Below are 17997 nucleotides of genomic sequence, written 5' to 3' on the forward strand. Positions count from 1 at the left end.
ACCGCCTCACCCGGCCAGGTCGAAGGCCCCCAGTCCCTCGCCCAGCACCCGCGGGTCGGACACGCCGGACTTGCGGCCGGAGTAGACGTACGCCACCCCGCTCGCACGGTCGCGCACGACGTAGTCGGGAGAGCCCTTCAGGGTCATCGCCTGGACGCCGAGCACCCAGTCGAAGCCCGAGAGGTCTGCCGGCAGCCCGGCCGGCGCGGGGACCGCACCGCCCGTGACGAGGACGCCCGCGCCGAGACCGGTGCCGTTGCCCGGCCAGACCGTCAACCGACCACCGGCGGGGGTGCCGACGACGTCGGGCAGCCCGTCCCCGGTCACGTCGCCGACGGCCCTCAGGCCCTGCACCGGGCCCCAGCCCTGGCCGAGGACGGTGCCCGCGGCGAGGGCGCCGGTTCCGGTGCCGGCGAAGAACCACAGCTGGCCGGAGCCGTCGCGGGTGAGCACGTCGCCGAACCCGTCACGGTTGATGTCGCCGGCGTTGAGGATGGTGTCCATGCCGGCGAAGGAGACGCCGGTGTCGATGGGCGCCCCGAGCTCGAAGGTGTCGCGGTTGGCGACGACGACCAGCGTCTTGCCGACCACGCCGATCAGGTCCGCCCCGGCACCGCCGACCATGTTGGCGCCGGTGATCCAGCGCATCGCCTTCAGGTTGGTGGCCGGCCCCAGCGCGGCGCCGTAGGTGCCGTCGCCGCGACCGGGCATCAGCATCATCTTGCCCTTGGACGACCGCGCCACGAGGTCCGAGCGCCCGTCGCCGTTGAAGTCACCCGCGACGACGCGGTTGTAGCCGCTCCACCGCCCGGCGACGCGCTTGGGTGCGGCGAACCGACCGGTGCCGTAGCCGGTCTGCAGGAAGAGACGGTTCTTGGTGCGCAGCAGGAGGTCGGCGCGGCCGTCGCCGTTGACGTCACCGGCGCCGACGAGCTGCCGGTAGTTGCCGTAGCCCTTGCGGGTGACCTTCCGGGAGAAGCCGCCCTTCTCGGTCCCGAGGAGCGTGGCGAGGCGTCCCTTGAAGCGGGCGACGAGGTCGTTGCGACCGTCGTTGTTGATGTCGCCGGCCGCGGTGATCAGCGAGTAGCCACGCAACCGCATCTTGCGGGTGGTCGAGCCGAACTTGCCGTTGCCCTTGCCGGCGCGCACCCGGACCGCGCCGGACTTGTCGGCCGTCACCAGGTCGGGCAGGCCGTCACCGGTCAGGTCGGGCGAGACGAGGACGTCGGCGCGCTTGTCCCAGCCGCGCTTGCCCACCACGGTGCGGGTCTGGAAGGAGGTGAGGCCACCGGTGGGGAGCACCAGGCCACGGCCGTCCGAGGCGCGCCGCACGACGAGGTCCGGGTAGGGCGAGGCGTCGAGGTTGTTCTGCGGAGCGGGCTCGGAGATCGGGACCTCCTGCGGCGCCGTGACGACAGGAGCCGTCTGTGCGGCGTAGGTCCTGATCAGCGGCAGCTGGGCGTACAGGTACTTGCCGGGGCAGGCCGTCGAGCCGGCGTCGCGGTGGCCGTTGATCGCCTGGAACGTGCCACGGCCGATCTTCTGCGACGTCGACGCCGGGTTGACACCGTGCAGCGAGAGCTTCCACGCGAACAGCTGGCCGTAGGCCCGCAGCATAACGTCGGGCGGCTGGACGGTGTCGAAGTTGCCGATGGCCGACATCGCGAACGAGTAGTCGTTGTAGTTGAGCGTGTGCGCGCCCACGACCGGGCGGTCGATGCCGCCGTAGCGGCCCTCCCAGATCCGGCCGAACCGGTCGACGAGGAAGTTGTAGCCGATGTCGCTCCAGCCCCGTGACTTCACGTGGTAGGCGTAGATGCTGCGCAGGAGCGCCGGCACCTGGGCCTCGCTGTAGTCGTTGGCGTTCACGGTGTGGTGGACGAAGCCGCCGCTGATCGACCCGTAGCGCAGCGCGCTCTTGTCGCGGATGCTCTCGTCGGCGCCCCACTGGGCCCGCGAGAAGATGGTGGGCTGCGCGACGGTCTGCTGGCGCGCCGCCTGCAGCGTGATGCCCTCGGTGGCGGCGTCCGTGCCGTCCTGCTGCGCGAACTCCTCGTCGTACGACGCGCTCGGGTCGCTGCTCGCGGGGTCGGCCGGCGCCTCGGTCTCGGTCCTCGTCGCCGACCCGGGGTCGACCACGGCGAGGGAGAGGTCGTCGGGCAGGGCGACGCCGTCGGTGCGGGCCTCGACCTGGACGTCGTCGACGTCGCCCACGAAGGTGGGCTCGGTGCCGGGCCGCGCGGTCGCCGCCTCGGCGCTGCCGGGGTCGGGGGCGTGCTCGTCGTGGTACTCCAGGTCCTCCCAGGCGCTCCACCCGTCGCCGTCGCGGGTGCGGACCCGGAGGGTGATCTGGTCCTCCTCGAGGTCCTCGCCGCCGGCCCAGGTGACACCGACGGCGCCGAAGGCGTCCACCGGCTGCGGGGTGCTGACCACGCGCGCCCGGGTGGCACCGCCGGCGACGGTGCGCCCGCGCAGGCCGCTGAAGCCGCCGGACTCCCCGGTGAGCGGCACCTCGGTGACGGTGGGCGTCACCGCCTTGGTGGGGACGGTGGCCGACATGAGCGCCGCCGGGGCGGTCGCCGGGGCGGCGGGGGCGCCGGGCGTCTCCCCGACGATGTCGAGGGACACGACACCGGAGGCGGGGGTGAGCACGACGAGCACGACACCGAGCACCAGCACCTGCTGGCAGAAGGTGACGAGACGGGCCTGAAGAGGACGCATGACAAGAACTCCTGCTGTGTGGGGGAAGGTCACACAAGGCAGGAGTTTCACACCAGTCACATCAGTCACGGAAGGGTTTCTGAGTAACTACACGGCTGTAATTTCCACTCGACACGCCGTTACATGGGTGTAATTCTCGGCGATCCTGTCATGAAAGCGCGTGGAGCGGGCGCGAGGGGTCTAGATGTCGGCGCCGAGGCCGTCGTCCTCGCCGGAGTCGTCGTCGCCCTCGTCGTAGTGGAGGTAGCGGATGCCCTCCTCGACGTCGCCGTCGAAGCCGAGTCGTCCGTTCTCCATGACGAGGACGCGGTTGCACAGGTTGCGGACGGACCCGGGGGCGTGCGAGACGTAGAACATCGTCACGCCCGACTTCACGATCTCGTCCATGCGCCGCTTGCACTTGCGCTTGAACGGCCGGTCCCCCACCGCCAGGGCCTCGTCGGCGATGAAGATGTCGGCGTCGACGTTGACCGCGACCGAGAAGCCGAGGCGCGCCCTCATGCCGGAGCTGTAGTAGGCCACGTCGGTGTCGAGGAACTTGCCGAGGTCGGCGAAGTCGACGATCTCGTCGAACTTGCGGTCGGTCTCGGCCCGCGACATCCCGAGGATGGCCGCGTTGAGGTAGAGGTTCTCCCGACCGCTCAGGTTGTTGTCGAAGCCCGTGCCGGTCGCGATCAGCCCCGCGATGCGGCCTCGGGTGAGCACCGAGCCGGAGTCGGGGCGCATGACGCCGCTGATGAGCTTGAGCAGCGTCGACTTGCCGGAGCCGTTGAGGCCCATCAGGCCGACCGACTCCCCCTCGCGCACCGTGAAGCTGACGTCGTCGACGGCGTTGAAGGTGTCGTGGGTCTTGCGGCCCCGGGCCTTGGCCAGCACCGTCTGCTTGAGCGAGCGCTGGTAGGACAGCGTGAAGGCCTTGGTGGCGTTGTCCACCTTGATCATGGTCGTCATCAGAGGCGCTCCGGGACGCGCGCCTCGAGGCGGGCGAAGATCCTCTGCGACACCACGAGCAGCACGAACGCGATGGCCGTCATCACCAGGCCCCGCGTGAACAGGTGGTCGGGCAGGTGCACCGCCGCCGTCGCGTCAGGGTCGCTGGTCGTGCCCGTCCAGAAGCCGCGCTGGATCAGGAGCACGGCCTCGGCCATCGGGTTGAGCAGGTACCAGCTCGCGATCGGCTCGCCGAAGCGCTCGTAGACGAGGGTGTAGGGATACATCATCGGCACGCTGAAGGTGACGAACTGGGTGAGGGTCTGGGCCACCTTGCCGATGTCGCGCATGAAGACGTTGCCGACGCTGAACAGGAGCCCCAGGGCCAGGCCGAGCGCGGCCGTGAGAGTGAACCCGAGCAGCGCGGCCGCCATCCCGACCGGGTCGGGGCGCCACCCGAGCCACACGCACGGCACCACGAGGATCACCAGCATCGGCACGGTGTGCCAGGCCGCGACGAGCATGCGCGCCACCGGGAACATCTCCCGCGGCACGGGCAGCTTGGTGATCAGCGACCTGTTCTGCACCAGCGACTGGGTGCCGCCGTTGAAGGTCTCGGTGAAGAAGTGCACGATCACCATGCCGGAGAACAAGTGGATGGCGAAGTTCTCCATGCCGGCGCCGCGGCCGATCATCACCTGGAACAGGAAGTAGAACATGCAGAACCGGATCGCCGGCTGCAGGTAGCTCCACACCCAGCCCAGCACCGTGCCCTGGTAGCGCGACTTGATGGTGTTGCGCACCAGCATGCTGAGCAGGTAGCGACGACGTACGACCTCGCTCAGGCCCGTGGCCGCGGGCGGGGCCAGCGGCAGGGCCTCCAGCTCGGCCGTCGTGCGCCGGGCCGGGCCGGAGGCTGTGGTGCTCACGGGCGGCTCACTCGGTCGCGCTCGCCGGACCGTCCGCGGCGGGCTCCACGGGACGGTCCGCCGAGTCGGTCCAGGGGGCGAAGGTCTTCTCCCACGCCTCGGGCGAGGTGATGTCGCCGAGCGCGGCCCGGTACTCCGCGGCGAGCCGGGGCCACTCGCGCTGGAACCGCGCGTGGATCTCGACGGTGCGCTTCATCAGGTCGCGGAACCTCTCCGGGTCGCGTTCGTAGAGCGCGGCGGAGCTGCCGTCGGGCATGGAGACCACGGCCGAGTCGTAGCGGGCGATCCGGTACCACTTCGCGTCCATGGCCGGGATCTCCGCCTCCGGGTGGCTCCGGGAGGTGGGACGTACGGGCCGGAGCTGGCGCAGCGGCATCGTCGCGGCCCGCACCAGCAGCGAGACCCGTCCCGGGACCCCGGAGTCGTCCTTGCCCTTGCGGGGCGGCTTGTGCCGCCGCACCGCGGGGAAGGTGTCGGGGTCGACCTGGAGCTGCGCGTCGGTGAACTGCTTGCGGAACGCGTTGACCTCGGCGAGCTTGCCCGGCAGCATCCCGTGCAGCCCGTGGGGTCCGGCGAGCACGTCCTCCAGCGCCATCAGCCGCAGCTCGACGGTGGAGTACTGCATCGAGACCAGGTGGGCGATCTGGTGGTTGAGGCTCTCGCGCACCATGCGGCCCCCGCGCTCGTAGGCCGAGTGCAGCAGCGCGGCCACGAAGCGGTTGCGCTGGTGGAAGTAGGCCTGCCAGTCGAGCGCGTCGTTCTTGTCGGTCCACGGGATGTGCCAGACCGCGGCGCCGGGCAGCGAGACGGTCGGGTAGCCGGCCTCCTTGGCCCGCAGCCCGAACTCGGAGTCGTCCCACTTGAGGAAGAGCGGCAGGCTGAGCCCGATCTCCTCGAGCACCTGGCGCGGGATCAGGCACATGAACCAGCCGTTGAAGTCCACGTCGACGCGCTTGTGCAGCCACCGCGTCGAGCGCAGGTTGCGCGCGCCGAAGTCCCAGTCCTGGAACACGCCCGGCGCGGACAGCCACCAGAAGCGCCACGGCGTGATGATCTCGCCGAAGCTGTGCAGGCGCGTGCGCGCGTAGATGGAGAACATGTGACCGCCGACGATCGTCGGGCGGCGGGCGAGGTCGCCGAACGTCACGGAGCGGATGATGCCCTCGGGCTCGCAGATGACGTCGTCGTCCATCATCATCGCGTAGGTGGCGGTGCCCTTGCGGACGCTCTCGAGCTGGCCGCGGGCATAGCCGCCGGACCCGCCGAGGTTGCCCTGCTCGATGATGCGGAGGGTGTCGCCGAGCGCCTCGGCGGCCGCCGGGAAGAACTCGGAGTCCCGCATCTTCTGCGTGCCCTGCTCCATCACCAGGACCTCGTCGAGGTAGGGGCGGAGCTCGGGAGCGTCGGCGAGCTGGCCGATCAGCTTGGCCACGAAGTCGGGGCGGTTCATGGTGGTGATGCACACGTCGACCGTGCCGTGCTGCGAGCGGTCCTCGGGCACCTGGGCCGTCCACTGCGCCGAGCGGACCACGACGTCGTTGTCGCCGGCGACGACGTCGTACCAGTACCACCCGCCGTCGACGAACGGCTTGAGCGGCAGCTCGAAGGTCAAGGTGGACGCCGTGTCCTCACCGGTGGTGACGGTCTCGACGCGCTGCGAGCGGCCGTTGGCCATCGAGCGGTAGACGGTCACCGTCGCGCCGGCACCCTCGACGGCCAGGGTCAGCGTGACGTCGGTGACGATCGTGTGGCGCCGCCAGTAGGACGCCGGGAAGGCGTTGAAGTAGGAGCCGAAGGAGATCCGCTGCTCCGCCTGCAGGGCGAGCGCCTCGCGGTCGAGGATCTGGTCGGGGTGGATCGTCGCGCCCGTCGAGACCGACTGGCGCATCTGGGCGCTGTTGAGGTTCTGCGCGGCCCGGCTCGAGCCGACCTCGTACTTGTCGGCGTCGAGCACGGCCGGCTCGGGGTCGACGTAGAGCCGGAAGACGTCGGTGTCGCGGTCCACCGGCAGGATCTGCCGCTGCAGCAGCCGGGTCACGGTGCCGGTGCCGGTGGTCGTGGGTGCCTGGGTCGTGGTGCTCATGCGTCGATGCCTCCGCTGGTGAGCTCGGCGCCCTCGGTGAAGTGCGGCTTGAGCTTGTTGTCGTACATCGACAGGGCTGACCCGATGGCCATGTGCATGTCGAGGTACTTGTAGGTGCCGAGCCGGCCGCCGAACAGGACCATCGGCTCGGCCTTGGCCAGCTCGCGGTACTTGAGCAGCTTGGCGCGGTCGTCGGCGGTGTTGACCGGGTAGTAGGGCTCGTCGCCCTCCTCGGCGAAGCGGCTGTACTCGTGGACGATCACGCTCTTGCCGGGCAGGTGGGTCTTCTCCCGCTCGGGGTGGAAGTGCTTGAACTCGATGATGCGGGTGTAGGGCACGTCCTGGTCGTTGTAGTTGACCACGCCGGTGCCCTGGAAGTCGTCGGTGTCGACGACGCTCTCCTCAAGGTCGACCGTGCGCCACGACAGCCGGCCCTCGGAGTTGCCGAAGTACTCGTCGACCGGGCCCGTGTAGACGATCGGGACCTTGCCCTTGTAGCGCTCGGCGACTCCAGTGGTGGGATCCAGGAAGTCGGTCTCGAGGCGGACCTCGATGTTGGGGTGGTCGGCCATCCGGGTCAGCCACGCGGTGTAGCCGTCGACGGGCAGTCCCTCGTAGGTGTCGCTGAACCACCCGTTCTGGAACGTGTAGCGCACCGGGAGACGGGTGATGATGTCGGCGCTCAGCTCGGTGGGGTCGGTCTGCCACTGCTTGGCGGTGTAGCCCTTGATGAACGCCTCGTAGAGCGGGCGGCCGATCAGGCTGATCGCCTTCTCCTCGAGGTTCGAGGCGTCCTCGGTGGCGATCTCGCTTGACTGCTCGGCGATCAGCGCGCGCGCCTCGTCGGGCGTGTGCGACTTGCCGAAGAACTGGTTGATGAGCGCGAGGTTCATCGGCAGGGAGTAGACCTGCCCCTGGTACTTGCCGAAGACGCGGTGCCGGTAGTCGGTGAACGACGTGAACCGGTTGGCGTACTCCCAGACCCGCTCGTTGGAGGTGTGGAACAGGTGCGCGCCGTACTTGTGCACCTCCACGTTGGTCTCCGGGTCGCGCTCGGAGTAGGCGTTGCCACCGAGGTGGTGGCGACGCTCGAGGATGAGCACGCGGAGGCCGAGCTCCTCGGCGCACCGCTCGGCGATCGTGAGACCGAACAGTCCGGCGCCGACGATCACGAGGTCGGGCAGCTGGTCGCTGTCGGTGGTGGGGCCCTGGGACAAGGGATGAACTCCTTGGGTGAGAAACGCGGGGTGAGTCTATCGAGGGGGGCGGGCAGAGGCCGTCAGGCGGCGCATGCCCCGCGCGGAGGCCATGGCGCGGATCACGTTGCGGGCCTCGGCCCGGCCGCCGCGCGCGGGGCTGAGCAGCACCACGACGAGGGTGATCAACCACGGCTTGAGGCGCACGAGCACGTTCTCCCCGTGGCGCAGGTGCACCACGAAGAGGTTGCGATACATGTAGAAGCCCTTCCACCCGGACAGGTCGTGCTGCTGGTTGAAGTCGAGCTGCCTGACCAGGACGGCGTCGCGCACCGCCCAGATCCGGCGACCGGCGCGGCGGGCGCGGACGGCGTACTCGGCGTCGTCGTAGAAGATGAAGAAGGAGGGGTCCGGGAAGCCAATCTCCTCGATCACCCCGCGCCGCGTCATGAAGCCCTCGAAGGCGACGTTGTGCACCTCGACGAGCTCGGGCATCGACGCGCGGTCGGCGTAGGTGTCGTCGACGGTGGCGCGCTTGGGCCGGATGGCCAGGGGGTTGCGGAGGTCGAAGTCGACGGCCGCCTTCTCCACCAGGGCGCCGGCGAGGTCCTCGCGCACGGCGATGAGGCAGTCCTCGTCGACCGCCATCAGCGCCTCGAGGCACCCGGGGTCCGGGACCACGTCGTCGTCCATCAGCCAGATCCGGTCCCAGCCGGCGTCGTAGGCCGCCCGTACGCCGAGGTGGAAGCCGCCGGCGCCGCCGAGGTTGTCCGGGCTGTGGGTGACGTGGAGCGGGAGGTCGGTGCGGGCCTCGAGGACCGCGCGGGTGTGGTCGGTGCTGGCGTTGTCGACGACGATCACCGCGTCCGGGCGACGCGTCTGGGCGGCGAGCCCGTCGAGCATCCCGGCGAGCAGGTCGGCGCGGTTGAAGGTGACCACGACGACCGCCACCGTCTCGGCCGCGGTCGTGCCGGTCACGACAGGAACCTCCGGTGGCCGTCGAAGTCGCCCGCGATGCCCGCCCGCATGGCGCCGGCGCTGAGGCGCAGCCGCGACAGGCTCGGACGGGTGAAGGCGTAGAACCACGCGGTCTTCACGACGAAGGCCAGCGCGTGCAGCGGGCCGCGGTAGTCGCGCAGGTTGACCAGGTTGTTGCGGGCCATGCAGTAGTGCTTGAGGTCGCTCGGCGAGTCGTTGTAGGTCGTGCGGCCGAACATCATCGGCGTCCCGAGGTTGCCGACGCTGGGGTGCCGCACCGTGGCGGTGACCACCGTGGCGACGCGGGCACCGGCCTCCTCCGCGCGGAGACGGTATTCATGGTCGTCGCCCCAGATGAAGAACTCCTCGCGGGGCAGCCCGATCCGGTCGACGAGCTCCTTGGTCACCAGGACCCCGTTGAAGGGGATGACGATCCCGTCGATCCGGTCACGCCGCGCCGCGCGGCGTACGTCGTCGACGGCGTGCACGACGCGGGTGCGGCCGGGCAGTCGGATGGGGAACACGAGGCGGTCGGGATCGGCCTCGTCGACCACCAGCGGGCCCCAGAAGTCGAGGTTGTCGGTCTCCCGGAGCAGCTGGTCGAGACAGTCGACGTCGGGCAGCCCGTCGTCGTCCATCAGCCACACCAGGTCGGCCTCGCGGTCGATCGCCCACGCGAGGCCGTCGTGGAACCCGCCGGCACCGCCGCGGTTGGTCGTGAGCGTGCGTCCGCTCAGCGGCACCTCACCCGTGGTGGGACGCGAGGCGAGCCACTCCCCCGTGCCGTCCGACGAGGCGTTGTCGACGACCAGCACCTCGGCCAGCCCGTCGATCTCCCCGAGGCGCGCCACCAGCTTCTGGAGCAGCTCGAGGCGGTTGAAGGTGACCACGACCGCGACGATGCGGGGCAGGGGTCCGGTGGTCACGGCGTACACACTAGGGGCGTCGCAGCCGCGCTCAGCAAACCGCGCCCAGGTCCTCCGACTGGTTGGCGGCGTAGCCGGTGGACAGCGAGCCGAGCGACCCGCCCGTGACGGCCGGAGGCGCGCTCGGCGTCGTCGGGGTGGCCGGGGCGGGCGACTCCGCCGCGGGGGCGGTGTCCTCAGGCGTCTCGGCGCCCTCGGTCGTCCCGCTCGTCTCGGGGGCCTCGGGGGTCTCGGCCTCGGGAGCCTCGGCGGCCTTGGCCGTCTCGGCGGGCTGCTCCGGCGCGCGCCCCTCCGCCTTGGCGATGGCGGCCGCGACCTTGGCGTGCACCAACTCGATGTCGGGGTCGGCCGTGTTGACCATGGGCGGCACGAGCGACAGCGTGGCGATCTTCTGGCTCTTGGCCTTGAGCGCGAGGTCGACGAAGCGGTCCACCTCGCCGCGCGGGACGTTGGTGGAGACCATCGCCGAGCTGGCGCCGGCGATCTTCTCGAAGTTGCGCAGCGCGACCTGGGGGCTGACCTGCTGCAGCATCGCGCTCATCACGCACTTCTGGCGCGCCATGCGGGAGTAGTCGTCGGAGTCGTGGCGCGCCCGGGCGAACCAGAGGGTGTCCATGCCGTCGAGGGTGCGCGTGCCGGGCTCGATGTAGCGGAAGAAGGAGTCGCTCGGCAGGCCGACCGGGATGCGCTGCCGCACGTTGAGCTCGACGCCCCCGACGGCGTCCACGAGGTCCTTGAAGCCCTCCAGGTTGACCATCGCCCAGTAGTTCATCTTCAGGCCGGTGATCCCCTCGACGCCCTCTATGGTCGCGTCGACGCCGGGGTGCTTCGAGCCCTTGAACAGCTCGGCGTGGTCGAGTGCCCAGGTGGCCAGCCCGTTGAGGTAGAGGCCCTCCTCGTCGAAGCCGTCGGGGAACTGCTCGGCCATCACCGACCCCTCGGGGAACGGGAAGTTCTGCATGTTGCGCGGCAGCGAGATGAGCACCGTCTTGCCGGTCTCGGCGTCGATGCTCGCCACGGTCATCGAGTCGGGTCGCAGGCCCCAGCGGCCCGCACCGGCGTCGCCGCCCATGAGCAGCACGTTGTAGCGGCCGTGGTGGGCGCCGACGGCGTCGCCGTCGCCGAACATCGAGAGCATGAAGTCGCGCTGCACGCCGACCACGTGGGCGCCGAAGAGCAGCGCGCCGGCGACGCTGAAGCACAGGAAGCCGTTGACGCCGACCACCGCGAGCCGGTGCTGGCGCTGCAGGGTCAGGGGCTGGCCGAGCCGCCAGGCGTCGACGAAGAGGTAGGCCCAGCCGACGGCGAGCGCCATGAGGCCGAGGCGGAGGACCTGGAGCAGCACCGTGCTGGTGCCGGCCCAGAACGCGAGGCCGTGCCAGAAGTACGACGAGACCGCCGTCAGCACGCCGACGACAAGCAGCGTGAGCCAGGTCCAGAGCGCGATGCGGCCCACCCGGCGGTTGCCCGACACCAGCTGCGCCGATCCCGGGAGGAACAGGGTCATGAGCATCAGCGACAGCGCACGACGGAACCGGACGCGCTGCGCGCGGTCGACCGTGGTGAACCGCTGCTGGTGCGACCCGGAGGACGGGACGGACGGCATCGGAGGCCTCTCTCTGCTGGGGGAAGTCAGCCCGCCCAGTATCACCAGTCCCACCCGTCCCACCGGGTCGCGACTCGCCGTGAGCCGCAGGTCAGCCGAGGAGTCCGCTCACCCCTCGCGGCCCAGGTCGATCTCGGTCTTGCGGGCCAGCCGGTGCGCCCGGCGGATCTCCGCCTCGCGCTGGCGTCGTACGTCACCGGGCGTCTCGGTCTCCAGCGGCGGCACGGGCCGCGGCTCGCCGGCCTCGTCGATGGCGACGAAGACGAAGTAGGCGCTGGCGACGTGGACCGGCTCGTCGCTGGCGTTGCCCCAGGGCTGGGCCTCGACCCGCACGCCGATCTCCATCGACGACCGTCCGGCCCAGTTGACCTGGGAGTAGGTCTTGATGATGTCGCCGACGTGGACCGGGGCGAGGAAGGTCATCTCGTCCATCGCCGCGGTGACCGCCGGTCCACCGCTGTGCCGGTGGGCGACGGCGCCCGCCGTGGAGTCGGCGAGCTTCATGATCTCGCCGCCGTGGACGTTGCCGAGCAGGTTGGCCTCGCTCGAGTGGGCCATGATGCCGAGGCTCACCCGGCTGTACGACGTGGGACGCGCCGCGCTGCGCTCGGTCATGCCCCGCACGGTAGCGTCTTCGCCCATGGCTGATCGTCCGCAGGGCTCCGGGGTGCCCGAGAAGGGAACACCCGAGTACGACTGGCTCTACGGGAGCCAGTCGAAGAACCCACCGAGCGACGCCACCCAGCGCGTCGAGGCGCAGCCGGTCGGGGCCGCGCGACCCGACGAGACCCGGGTGATGCCGGTGACCCGTCGCGAGGCGCGCGGGTCGGGCGGGCAGCCGCCCGGCACGACGCGTACGCCGGCGACGGCCCCGCCGCCGCGCCCGAAGAAGCAGCGCCGGCGGCCCCGCTTCCGCCTCGGCCTGATCCCCCTCGTGCTGCTCCTGCTGCTCGTCTACCTCGTCGGCGTCCCGCTCTACCACTGGACGACGATCGACAAGGTCGACGCCGCGCCCTCGGGCGACCGGCCCGCCGACCAGCCCGGCACCAACTACCTGATCGTCGGGTCCGACAAGGCCGACGACCTCACCGACGAGCAGCGCGAGGTGCTCGACACCCCCGAGCGGGGCGGCACCAACACCGACACCATCATCGTGCTGCACACCGGCTCCGGCGGTCGCACGATGATGTCGATCCCCCGCGACACCCTCGTCGAGGTCCCGGACGGCGGCACGCAGATGATCAACGCTGCCTTCGCGAGCGGCGGGGCGCCCCTGCTGGTCCAGCGCGTGGAGGCGCTGACCGGCATCCACATCGACCACTACGTCGAGCTCGGCTTCGGCAGCGTCATCAACACCGTGGACGCCTTCGGCGGCGTGGAGATCTGCCCCAAGCAGGACATGAAGGACCCCCGGGCCCGGCTCGACATCAAGAAGGGCTGCCAGGAGGTCGACGGCATCACCGCCCTCGGCTACTCGCGCTCGCGCTACGTCACCGCGCTGAGCGACCTCGACCGGGTCGCCCGGCAGCGCGAGGTGATCAGCGCCCTCGGCGACGAGGCGATGACACCGTGGACCTTCGTCAACCCGGTGCGCTACTGGCGGATCAACGACGCCGCCTCCGGCGCGATCCGCGTCGACGAGGAGATGAACCCCATCGACATGGGCCGCTTCGCCCTCGCGATGACCGGCGACAGCAAGACGTGCACGATGCCCAACCTGCCGGCCCCCAGCGACCCCAACCGGCTCGTCGCCGACCCCGACCGGGCCCCCGCGCTGTTCAACGCGATCATCGACGACTCGACCGTGCCCGGGAAGGCCTGCACGCCCACCGGGCGCGCCCGCCAGTAGGCGTCGATCGCGTCCTGCAGGTCGTGCCGGCCTTGTGTCGAGCGCGCGGCAGTGCTGCCACGTGAGGGCGCTGCGAAGCGCCGCGTGCCGGGCGACAACGTCGCGATAAGTGGCCCTCGGCGTACAGCGGCCACTGGGGAGACACGCGGTGCAGGCGGAGCACAGCGGACGGGCCTCGCGAGGGGACGACCGACGTGCGTTTTCCCGCCGCGCCACAACGTCTCCATCGGGGCCTCGATTGATCCTCCCGCAGCTACTCTTCGGTGATGGAGGACTCGCAGGCAGACGAGCTCGCAGAGCATCGCGCTGCACCATTCCCGCCAGGTGTCGAAAAGGGTTCGCTCTACGGCACCGTTGAGCCCGCCCTTATCGACGCCGACATCTTTGCTTGGGCGAGCCGCTATCGGTTAGACGGCGCGCAGAAGCGCTCGCTGCGCGAGGCCGCAGACCAGTTGGCTCAGTCCCGTGAGTTCTTCCCGGTTGACGCCCAGCCATACTTCGAGCGTCTTGTCCGCATCGCGCGTCGGGCGGTCGCCGACTGAACGCTGGCCGGCCTCTTCCTCGCGCCGTCAAGTCGCGTCTATCCGCCGCCTGTCGGTGCCGTGCAGATGGCCGGATCCGACAGTGACAGTGACAGGGGGATCAATCGTCGATGAGCGATCAGGGAGACCTCTGAGCCACTGCCAGAGGCCCCCTGATTAATCTCAGAGAACGGTGTCGGGATCGCTCCTTTCACGAGTTTGCGCAGCAGCCGCCAGCAGGAGGAGAAGGGCCGCGAAGATCGCCACGAAGACTGCGGCTGGGCCCGTGTGGGTGTAGAGCCATGCGGCGGCTACGGCGCCAAGCGATGTGCCGACATTGGTCACGGAGTTCACCCAGGTACTGGCCTCGGTGTGGTGGCGGGCGTCGGTCTCGTGATCACTTGCGGCATACGCCACGACGTAGATGGGTGCCATGACCAAGCCTGTGATGGAGAGCGTGACAGCGATCGTCCACAGACTCGGATACATCAGGCAGATTGCCGCAAGTGGAATGTAGGCGGCCACGAGGAGTGAGACCTCTTTGGGCCACGGCAAATGTGAACTGCGTCGCCCCCACCACAAGGCGCCGAGAACGGATGCAGCGCCGGTGGCCGCCTCCACGAGACCGACGACCGAGGCTCGCCCTTGCGCGTCGGCGAGTCCAGCAAGGACGGTGAGCCAGGCGCTTGCTGAGAGCCCCACCAAGGCCATCATCAGCATGAGACGTCTGAAGCCCGACCGTCGAAATGGGCCCATCCATTCACGAACACCGGCCATGGCGGGCTGGCGTTGAGGGGTGTACGGCGACCGCACCAGACCGGCTATGCCGATGGGCATCAGAACCGCTGTTGCTGCAACGCCCCACCAAGCTTGACCAACGAACAGAATGACCGATGCCGCGAGTGGGCCCACGAGGAAGAGAACCTCCTCAGCCATCGCGTCTAAGGCATACGCAGGCTCACGCTGATCATCGGGCGTGGCTTCACGCCATTGCGCTCGCATGGCGGGTCCGAGTGATGGGGCTCCGACACCTCCGGCCAGACACAGGGCGATCCAGAACGCGGCGGGCTGCACGCCGGTTGCCGCCGAGGAAGCAGCCACGGCGAGAAAGGCCGTGAACCATAGACCGACCAGCGGAAGGACGGTGGGTTGTCCCAGTCGGTCGAGCAACCGGGCTTGGACGGGCATTACGAGACCGCCGATGCCAAAGACCGCAGTGGCGGTCGCTGCGACTGCAAACGAGCCAGACGAATCAGCGATGCTGAAAAGTAGACAGAGTGGGAGCAACGCGTAACCGGAGCGACCGGCCAAGCCCACCATGAAGGCGCGGCGCAGCGGTCGATCGTTCAGAAGGACGCGATAACTCCCAGCACGGGTGGTGCTGGACATCGAACAATCTCCAATGCATGAAGACCTCCGCACGAACGGAGGTTGAGAACGGGAGGCTCCGGATGCGCCGTTCGACGACGCCGGGCTCTCCTAGTGCTTCATGCAGGTCACGCCGCGAGGCTAGTGCATACCCGCGCCAGGTGCGGCGGTCTCGATAGACGACTGCTCAACAGGCATCCCGAAATCCACATCTTCCGCGATCCACCTGTGACTGTGCGGCATTCCGCCGCTTGTCGGCGCGGCCACGAACGTCCGGATCTGCCGAGACTCACGCCGCTTTCCTAGCGTGCGCAGCATGGTCTCGCGCACCTCTTACGCGTCAGGCTGCCAGTCCGGTGTCGCCGCCCGCAGCTCTTCGACCAGCTGAGTGGCGGTCCAGTCCTCGCCGCCGAGGTGTTCGTAGTTGTTGAGACCTATCCACAACGCGAACGACCGGAGCCCCAGCGCTCGGGCGCGGGCGTCCATCTCGGCGATGAGCTCCGGCGTGTCCGGGGTGCGCTCCGCCTCCGGGACGTTGGTGTGGAAGAGCCGACGCTGCACCCCCAGCAACCGAGCCAGCTCGTCGATGGGGTGCGGGTGGTCATCGACGCGCAAGTCCATCTCCAGGTCGTCACCGCCGTCGAACCCGGCGCCGTCCCTTACCACCAACAGCGCGGCTGACTGTCGGCCCCGGGCATCTCCGCCAGCGTTGTCGCCGGCGGCCAGCGCCGCCAGCAGGCGTTCCGCCAACGGCGTCGACGGCTCACTTGCTTCAAACGCGGCTTGCATCGCTGTCATGACTTCTTCGCCGGTGAGGATGTTGCCCTGGATCGCGTACCCGGCGCCGGTGACCCCGCCGGCCCAGTCGAGACACTCGGACCCGGTATGCGTCGCAGCCCTGCCGTCGAGGTCCACGATGCCGACCTGACGGTGCTCTCTCCCATTGTCCTCACCCAGCAATCGCTCCAGCACCACGGCAGCGTTCCCACCCGTATCAAGGTGTGCCAGGGCGGCGTCCTTGTAGGCGACGTTGGCCCACGCCTGGGTGGCTACCGCGCCGACCCCGGCGCGAGCGGCGGGTACCACCGAGCCGACGGAGAAGAACTTGGACGCGACCGCGACGCCCCAGGACTCACCGTCGTCGGAGCGAGCCACGATCGAGAAGGTCATGCCGTGACCCTAGTGCCCAGCGAGCCTCCTTGAGGCAGTTGCTTGCTAGCGCTCAGGAGGAGACTTCCTGGGCAGCTTTGCGGGCACGTTTGCGGTTTCCTCATGCCGATACCGGCGTCCTTCCGCCGCCATTGCGCTATCCCCACCTGCCCTAACCATTGTTGTACGAACGTATGTTCGATAGAATCGGAGCATGTCACCTTCCGCCTCTTCCGATCAGCCGCCCTCCGCGGCTGGCGCGCCGAGCGCGAAGGAACTGTTGGAGCTTGCTTCAGGGGCCCTTCGAACACGTCGCCTCGCCGAGGTGGCGGAGATCCGGCTCGCGATCGAGTGGGCGGTCGTCAACGGGCATCCTCGCGACGATCGTGACCCGATGGTCACGCCCGGAGGCGACGGGACTCCCTCGCTGCGCGAGCATGCGGTGCCCGAGCTGGCGATGGTCCGCGAGACCCATCCCGCGACGACACGGGCACTGATCGCCGACGGGCTCGACCTCGTCCACCGGCTGCCGCTCATCTGGGCCGTCGTCGAGGCGGGTGAATGCGAGCCGTGGGTGGCCCGCAAGGTCGCCGTCATCTCCCGCGCCCTGCTGACCGAGCAGGTCGGCCGCGTCGACCGGGCGGTCGCCAAGGCCATCGGCGGCCACGCGCCCTCGACCGTCCTCGAGATCGCGCGAGCCAAGGTCATCGAGGCCGACCCCGAGACCCACCGCGCCGAGCAGGAACGGTCCCGCCACGAGCGCTACGTCCGCCTGTCGCGCACCGACGAGTTCGGCTACCGCCTCATCATTGCCCGCGTCACCGCCGGCGACGCCGCCTGGATCGACGCCATGGTCGAGCGCGTCGCCGAGATCCTCGCCGAGACCATGGGCCACGACCACAACCACGACGAGCTCCGCTCTCTGGCGCTGGGCTGGCTCGCGCGCCCTGTCGACCTCCTCAAGCTGCTCCTCGAACACACCCGACCTGGCGCCGACACCGACACCGAGACCGGTGAACCCCAGCAGCCCGCATGGGCGCCCGACCACATGGCCGACACCGTGGACCGGCTCTGTTCACTCCCCGCCCGCAAGCTGGCCATGCTCCGCGGCCGCGGACGTCTCTTCGTCCACCTCACCGACGACGCCCTCCGCACCGGGCGGGGAGTCGCCCGGATCGAAGGCGTCGGCCCCATCGACGTGCGACAGCTCCACGAGGTCCTCGGCAACGCCGACATCAGCCTCACCCCCGTCCTCGACCTCGCGCAGCGCAGCCGGGTCGATGCATACGAGCACCCCGAGGTGGTCAAGGACCACGTCTGGGTCCAGACGGGCGGCGACTGCTTCCCCTGGACCCCACGCACCGCCACTCGCGACGGCGTCGACTACGACCACGCCATCCCCTACGACGACACCGGTCCGCCCGGCCAGACCGGTCCTCATAACTCCGGCCCCCTCCGCCGACGCCACCACCGCACCAAGACCCACGGCGGGTACACCACCCGCGTCGTCGGCCCCGGACGCCACCTCTGGCGCACACCCCACGGCCAGGCGTTCCTCGTCGACCACACGGGGACGCACCGGCTCCCCGAGCAACGGGGCACAGCCATGGCAGAGGCCATCCAGGACGGGGTAGAGCTCTACTTCACGGCACCAGTCGCGTACCGAACCGCCTGACCGCGCCGGCCGGTTAGGACGCACCGGAGCTGGAGCACGCATCGTGCCCGCCCGTCGCGCGCGGAG

Annotated in this window: 14 protein-coding genes; 3 read left to right on the forward strand and 11 right to left on the reverse strand. The window is 69.7% G+C overall.

From position 1 onward, the window contains the following. Nucleotides 1-6: 6 nt before the first annotated feature. The 9 genes from NCI01_RS11235 to NCI01_RS11275 all read right to left on the reverse strand — a co-directional run bounded on the left by NCI01_RS11235 (nt 7) and on the right by NCI01_RS11275 (nt 11984). The gene (locus NCI01_RS11235) at nt 7-2721 is read right to left on the reverse strand and encodes an FG-GAP-like repeat-containing protein (RefSeq protein ID WP_254181566.1); all 2715 of its coding nucleotides are present in this window, start codon (nt 2719-2721) and stop codon (nt 7-9) included. A 180-nt stretch (nt 2722-2901) separates the two neighbouring features. Next, on the reverse strand, nt 2902-3672 hold the full coding sequence (locus NCI01_RS11240) for an ABC transporter ATP-binding protein (protein ID WP_254181567.1): 771 nt from the start codon (nt 3670-3672) through the stop codon (nt 2902-2904). Then, nucleotides 3672-4580: an ABC transporter permease gene (locus tag NCI01_RS11245; RefSeq protein WP_254181568.1), complete on the reverse strand. Its 909-nt coding sequence runs from the start codon at nt 4578-4580 to the stop codon at nt 3672-3674. Before NCI01_RS11245 ends, NCI01_RS11240 begins: the two co-directional genes overlap by 1 nt. Nucleotides 4581-4587: 7 nt before the next feature. Next, nucleotides 4588-6663, reverse strand: a complete 2076-nt coding sequence (locus tag NCI01_RS11250; protein ID WP_254181569.1) for a glycosyltransferase — start codon at nt 6661-6663, stop codon at nt 4588-4590. Then, a complete protein-coding gene (gene glf / locus NCI01_RS11255) occupies nt 6660-7880 on the reverse strand; it encodes a UDP-galactopyranose mutase (protein ID WP_254181570.1) in 1221 nt (406 codons plus the stop codon). The genes NCI01_RS11250 and glf overlap by 4 nt, the downstream gene beginning before the upstream one ends. Before the next feature lie 36 nt (nt 7881-7916). Beyond that, nucleotides 7917-8837, reverse strand: coding sequence for a glycosyltransferase family 2 protein (locus NCI01_RS11260; protein WP_254181571.1), 921 nt, complete (start codon nt 8835-8837; stop codon nt 7917-7919). Then, nucleotides 8834-9763, reverse strand: coding sequence for a glycosyltransferase family 2 protein (locus tag NCI01_RS11265; RefSeq protein WP_254181572.1), 930 nt, complete (start codon nt 9761-9763; stop codon nt 8834-8836). The genes NCI01_RS11260 and NCI01_RS11265 overlap by 4 nt, the downstream gene beginning before the upstream one ends. Nucleotides 9764-9794: 31 nt before the next feature. After that, a complete protein-coding gene (locus tag NCI01_RS11270) occupies nt 9795-11369 on the reverse strand; it encodes an LCP family protein (RefSeq protein ID WP_254181573.1) in 1575 nt (524 codons plus the stop codon). Nucleotides 11370-11477: 108 nt separating this feature from the next. Continuing rightward, nucleotides 11478-11984, reverse strand: coding sequence for an acyl-CoA thioesterase (locus NCI01_RS11275; protein WP_254181574.1), 507 nt, complete (start codon nt 11982-11984; stop codon nt 11478-11480). Between the two features lie 25 nt (nt 11985-12009). Between NCI01_RS11275 and NCI01_RS11280 the strand changes: the two genes are divergently transcribed. Beyond that, nucleotides 12010-13218 carry an LCP family protein gene (locus NCI01_RS11280; RefSeq protein WP_254181575.1) on the forward strand — a complete coding sequence of 403 codons (1209 nt, stop codon included), beginning with the start codon at nt 12010-12012 and terminating at the stop codon, nt 13216-13218. A 266-nt stretch (nt 13219-13484) separates the two neighbouring features. Beyond that, the gene (locus tag NCI01_RS11285) at nt 13485-13760 is read left to right on the forward strand and encodes a hypothetical protein (protein ID WP_254181576.1); all 276 of its coding nucleotides are present in this window, start codon (nt 13485-13487) and stop codon (nt 13758-13760) included. A 162-nt stretch (nt 13761-13922) separates the two neighbouring features. Here the strand turns inward: NCI01_RS11285 and NCI01_RS11290 are convergent, their stop codons facing one another. Both NCI01_RS11290 and NCI01_RS11295 read right to left on the reverse strand, forming a co-directional pair. Next, nucleotides 13923-15128 carry an MFS transporter gene (locus NCI01_RS11290; protein WP_254181577.1) on the reverse strand — a complete coding sequence of 402 codons (1206 nt, stop codon included), beginning with the start codon at nt 15126-15128 and terminating at the stop codon, nt 13923-13925. 312 nt (nt 15129-15440) lie between these two features. Further along, on the reverse strand, nt 15441-16277 hold the full coding sequence (locus tag NCI01_RS11295) for a DUF1028 domain-containing protein (protein WP_254181578.1): 837 nt from the start codon (nt 16275-16277) through the stop codon (nt 15441-15443). 304 nt (nt 16278-16581) lie between these two features. Here NCI01_RS11295 and NCI01_RS11300 point away from each other — a divergent pair, with 304 nt between their 5' ends. Continuing rightward, entirely contained in the window at nt 16582-17931 is a 1350-nt protein-coding gene (locus NCI01_RS11300; protein WP_254181579.1) for a hypothetical protein, read from the forward strand. Nucleotides 17932-17997: the final 66 nt, after the last annotated feature.

The sequence above is a fragment of the Nocardioides pinisoli genome (genome assembly GCF_024199985.1).
Taxonomy (GTDB): Bacteria; Actinomycetota; Actinomycetes; order Propionibacteriales; family Nocardioidaceae; genus Nocardioides; species Nocardioides pinisoli.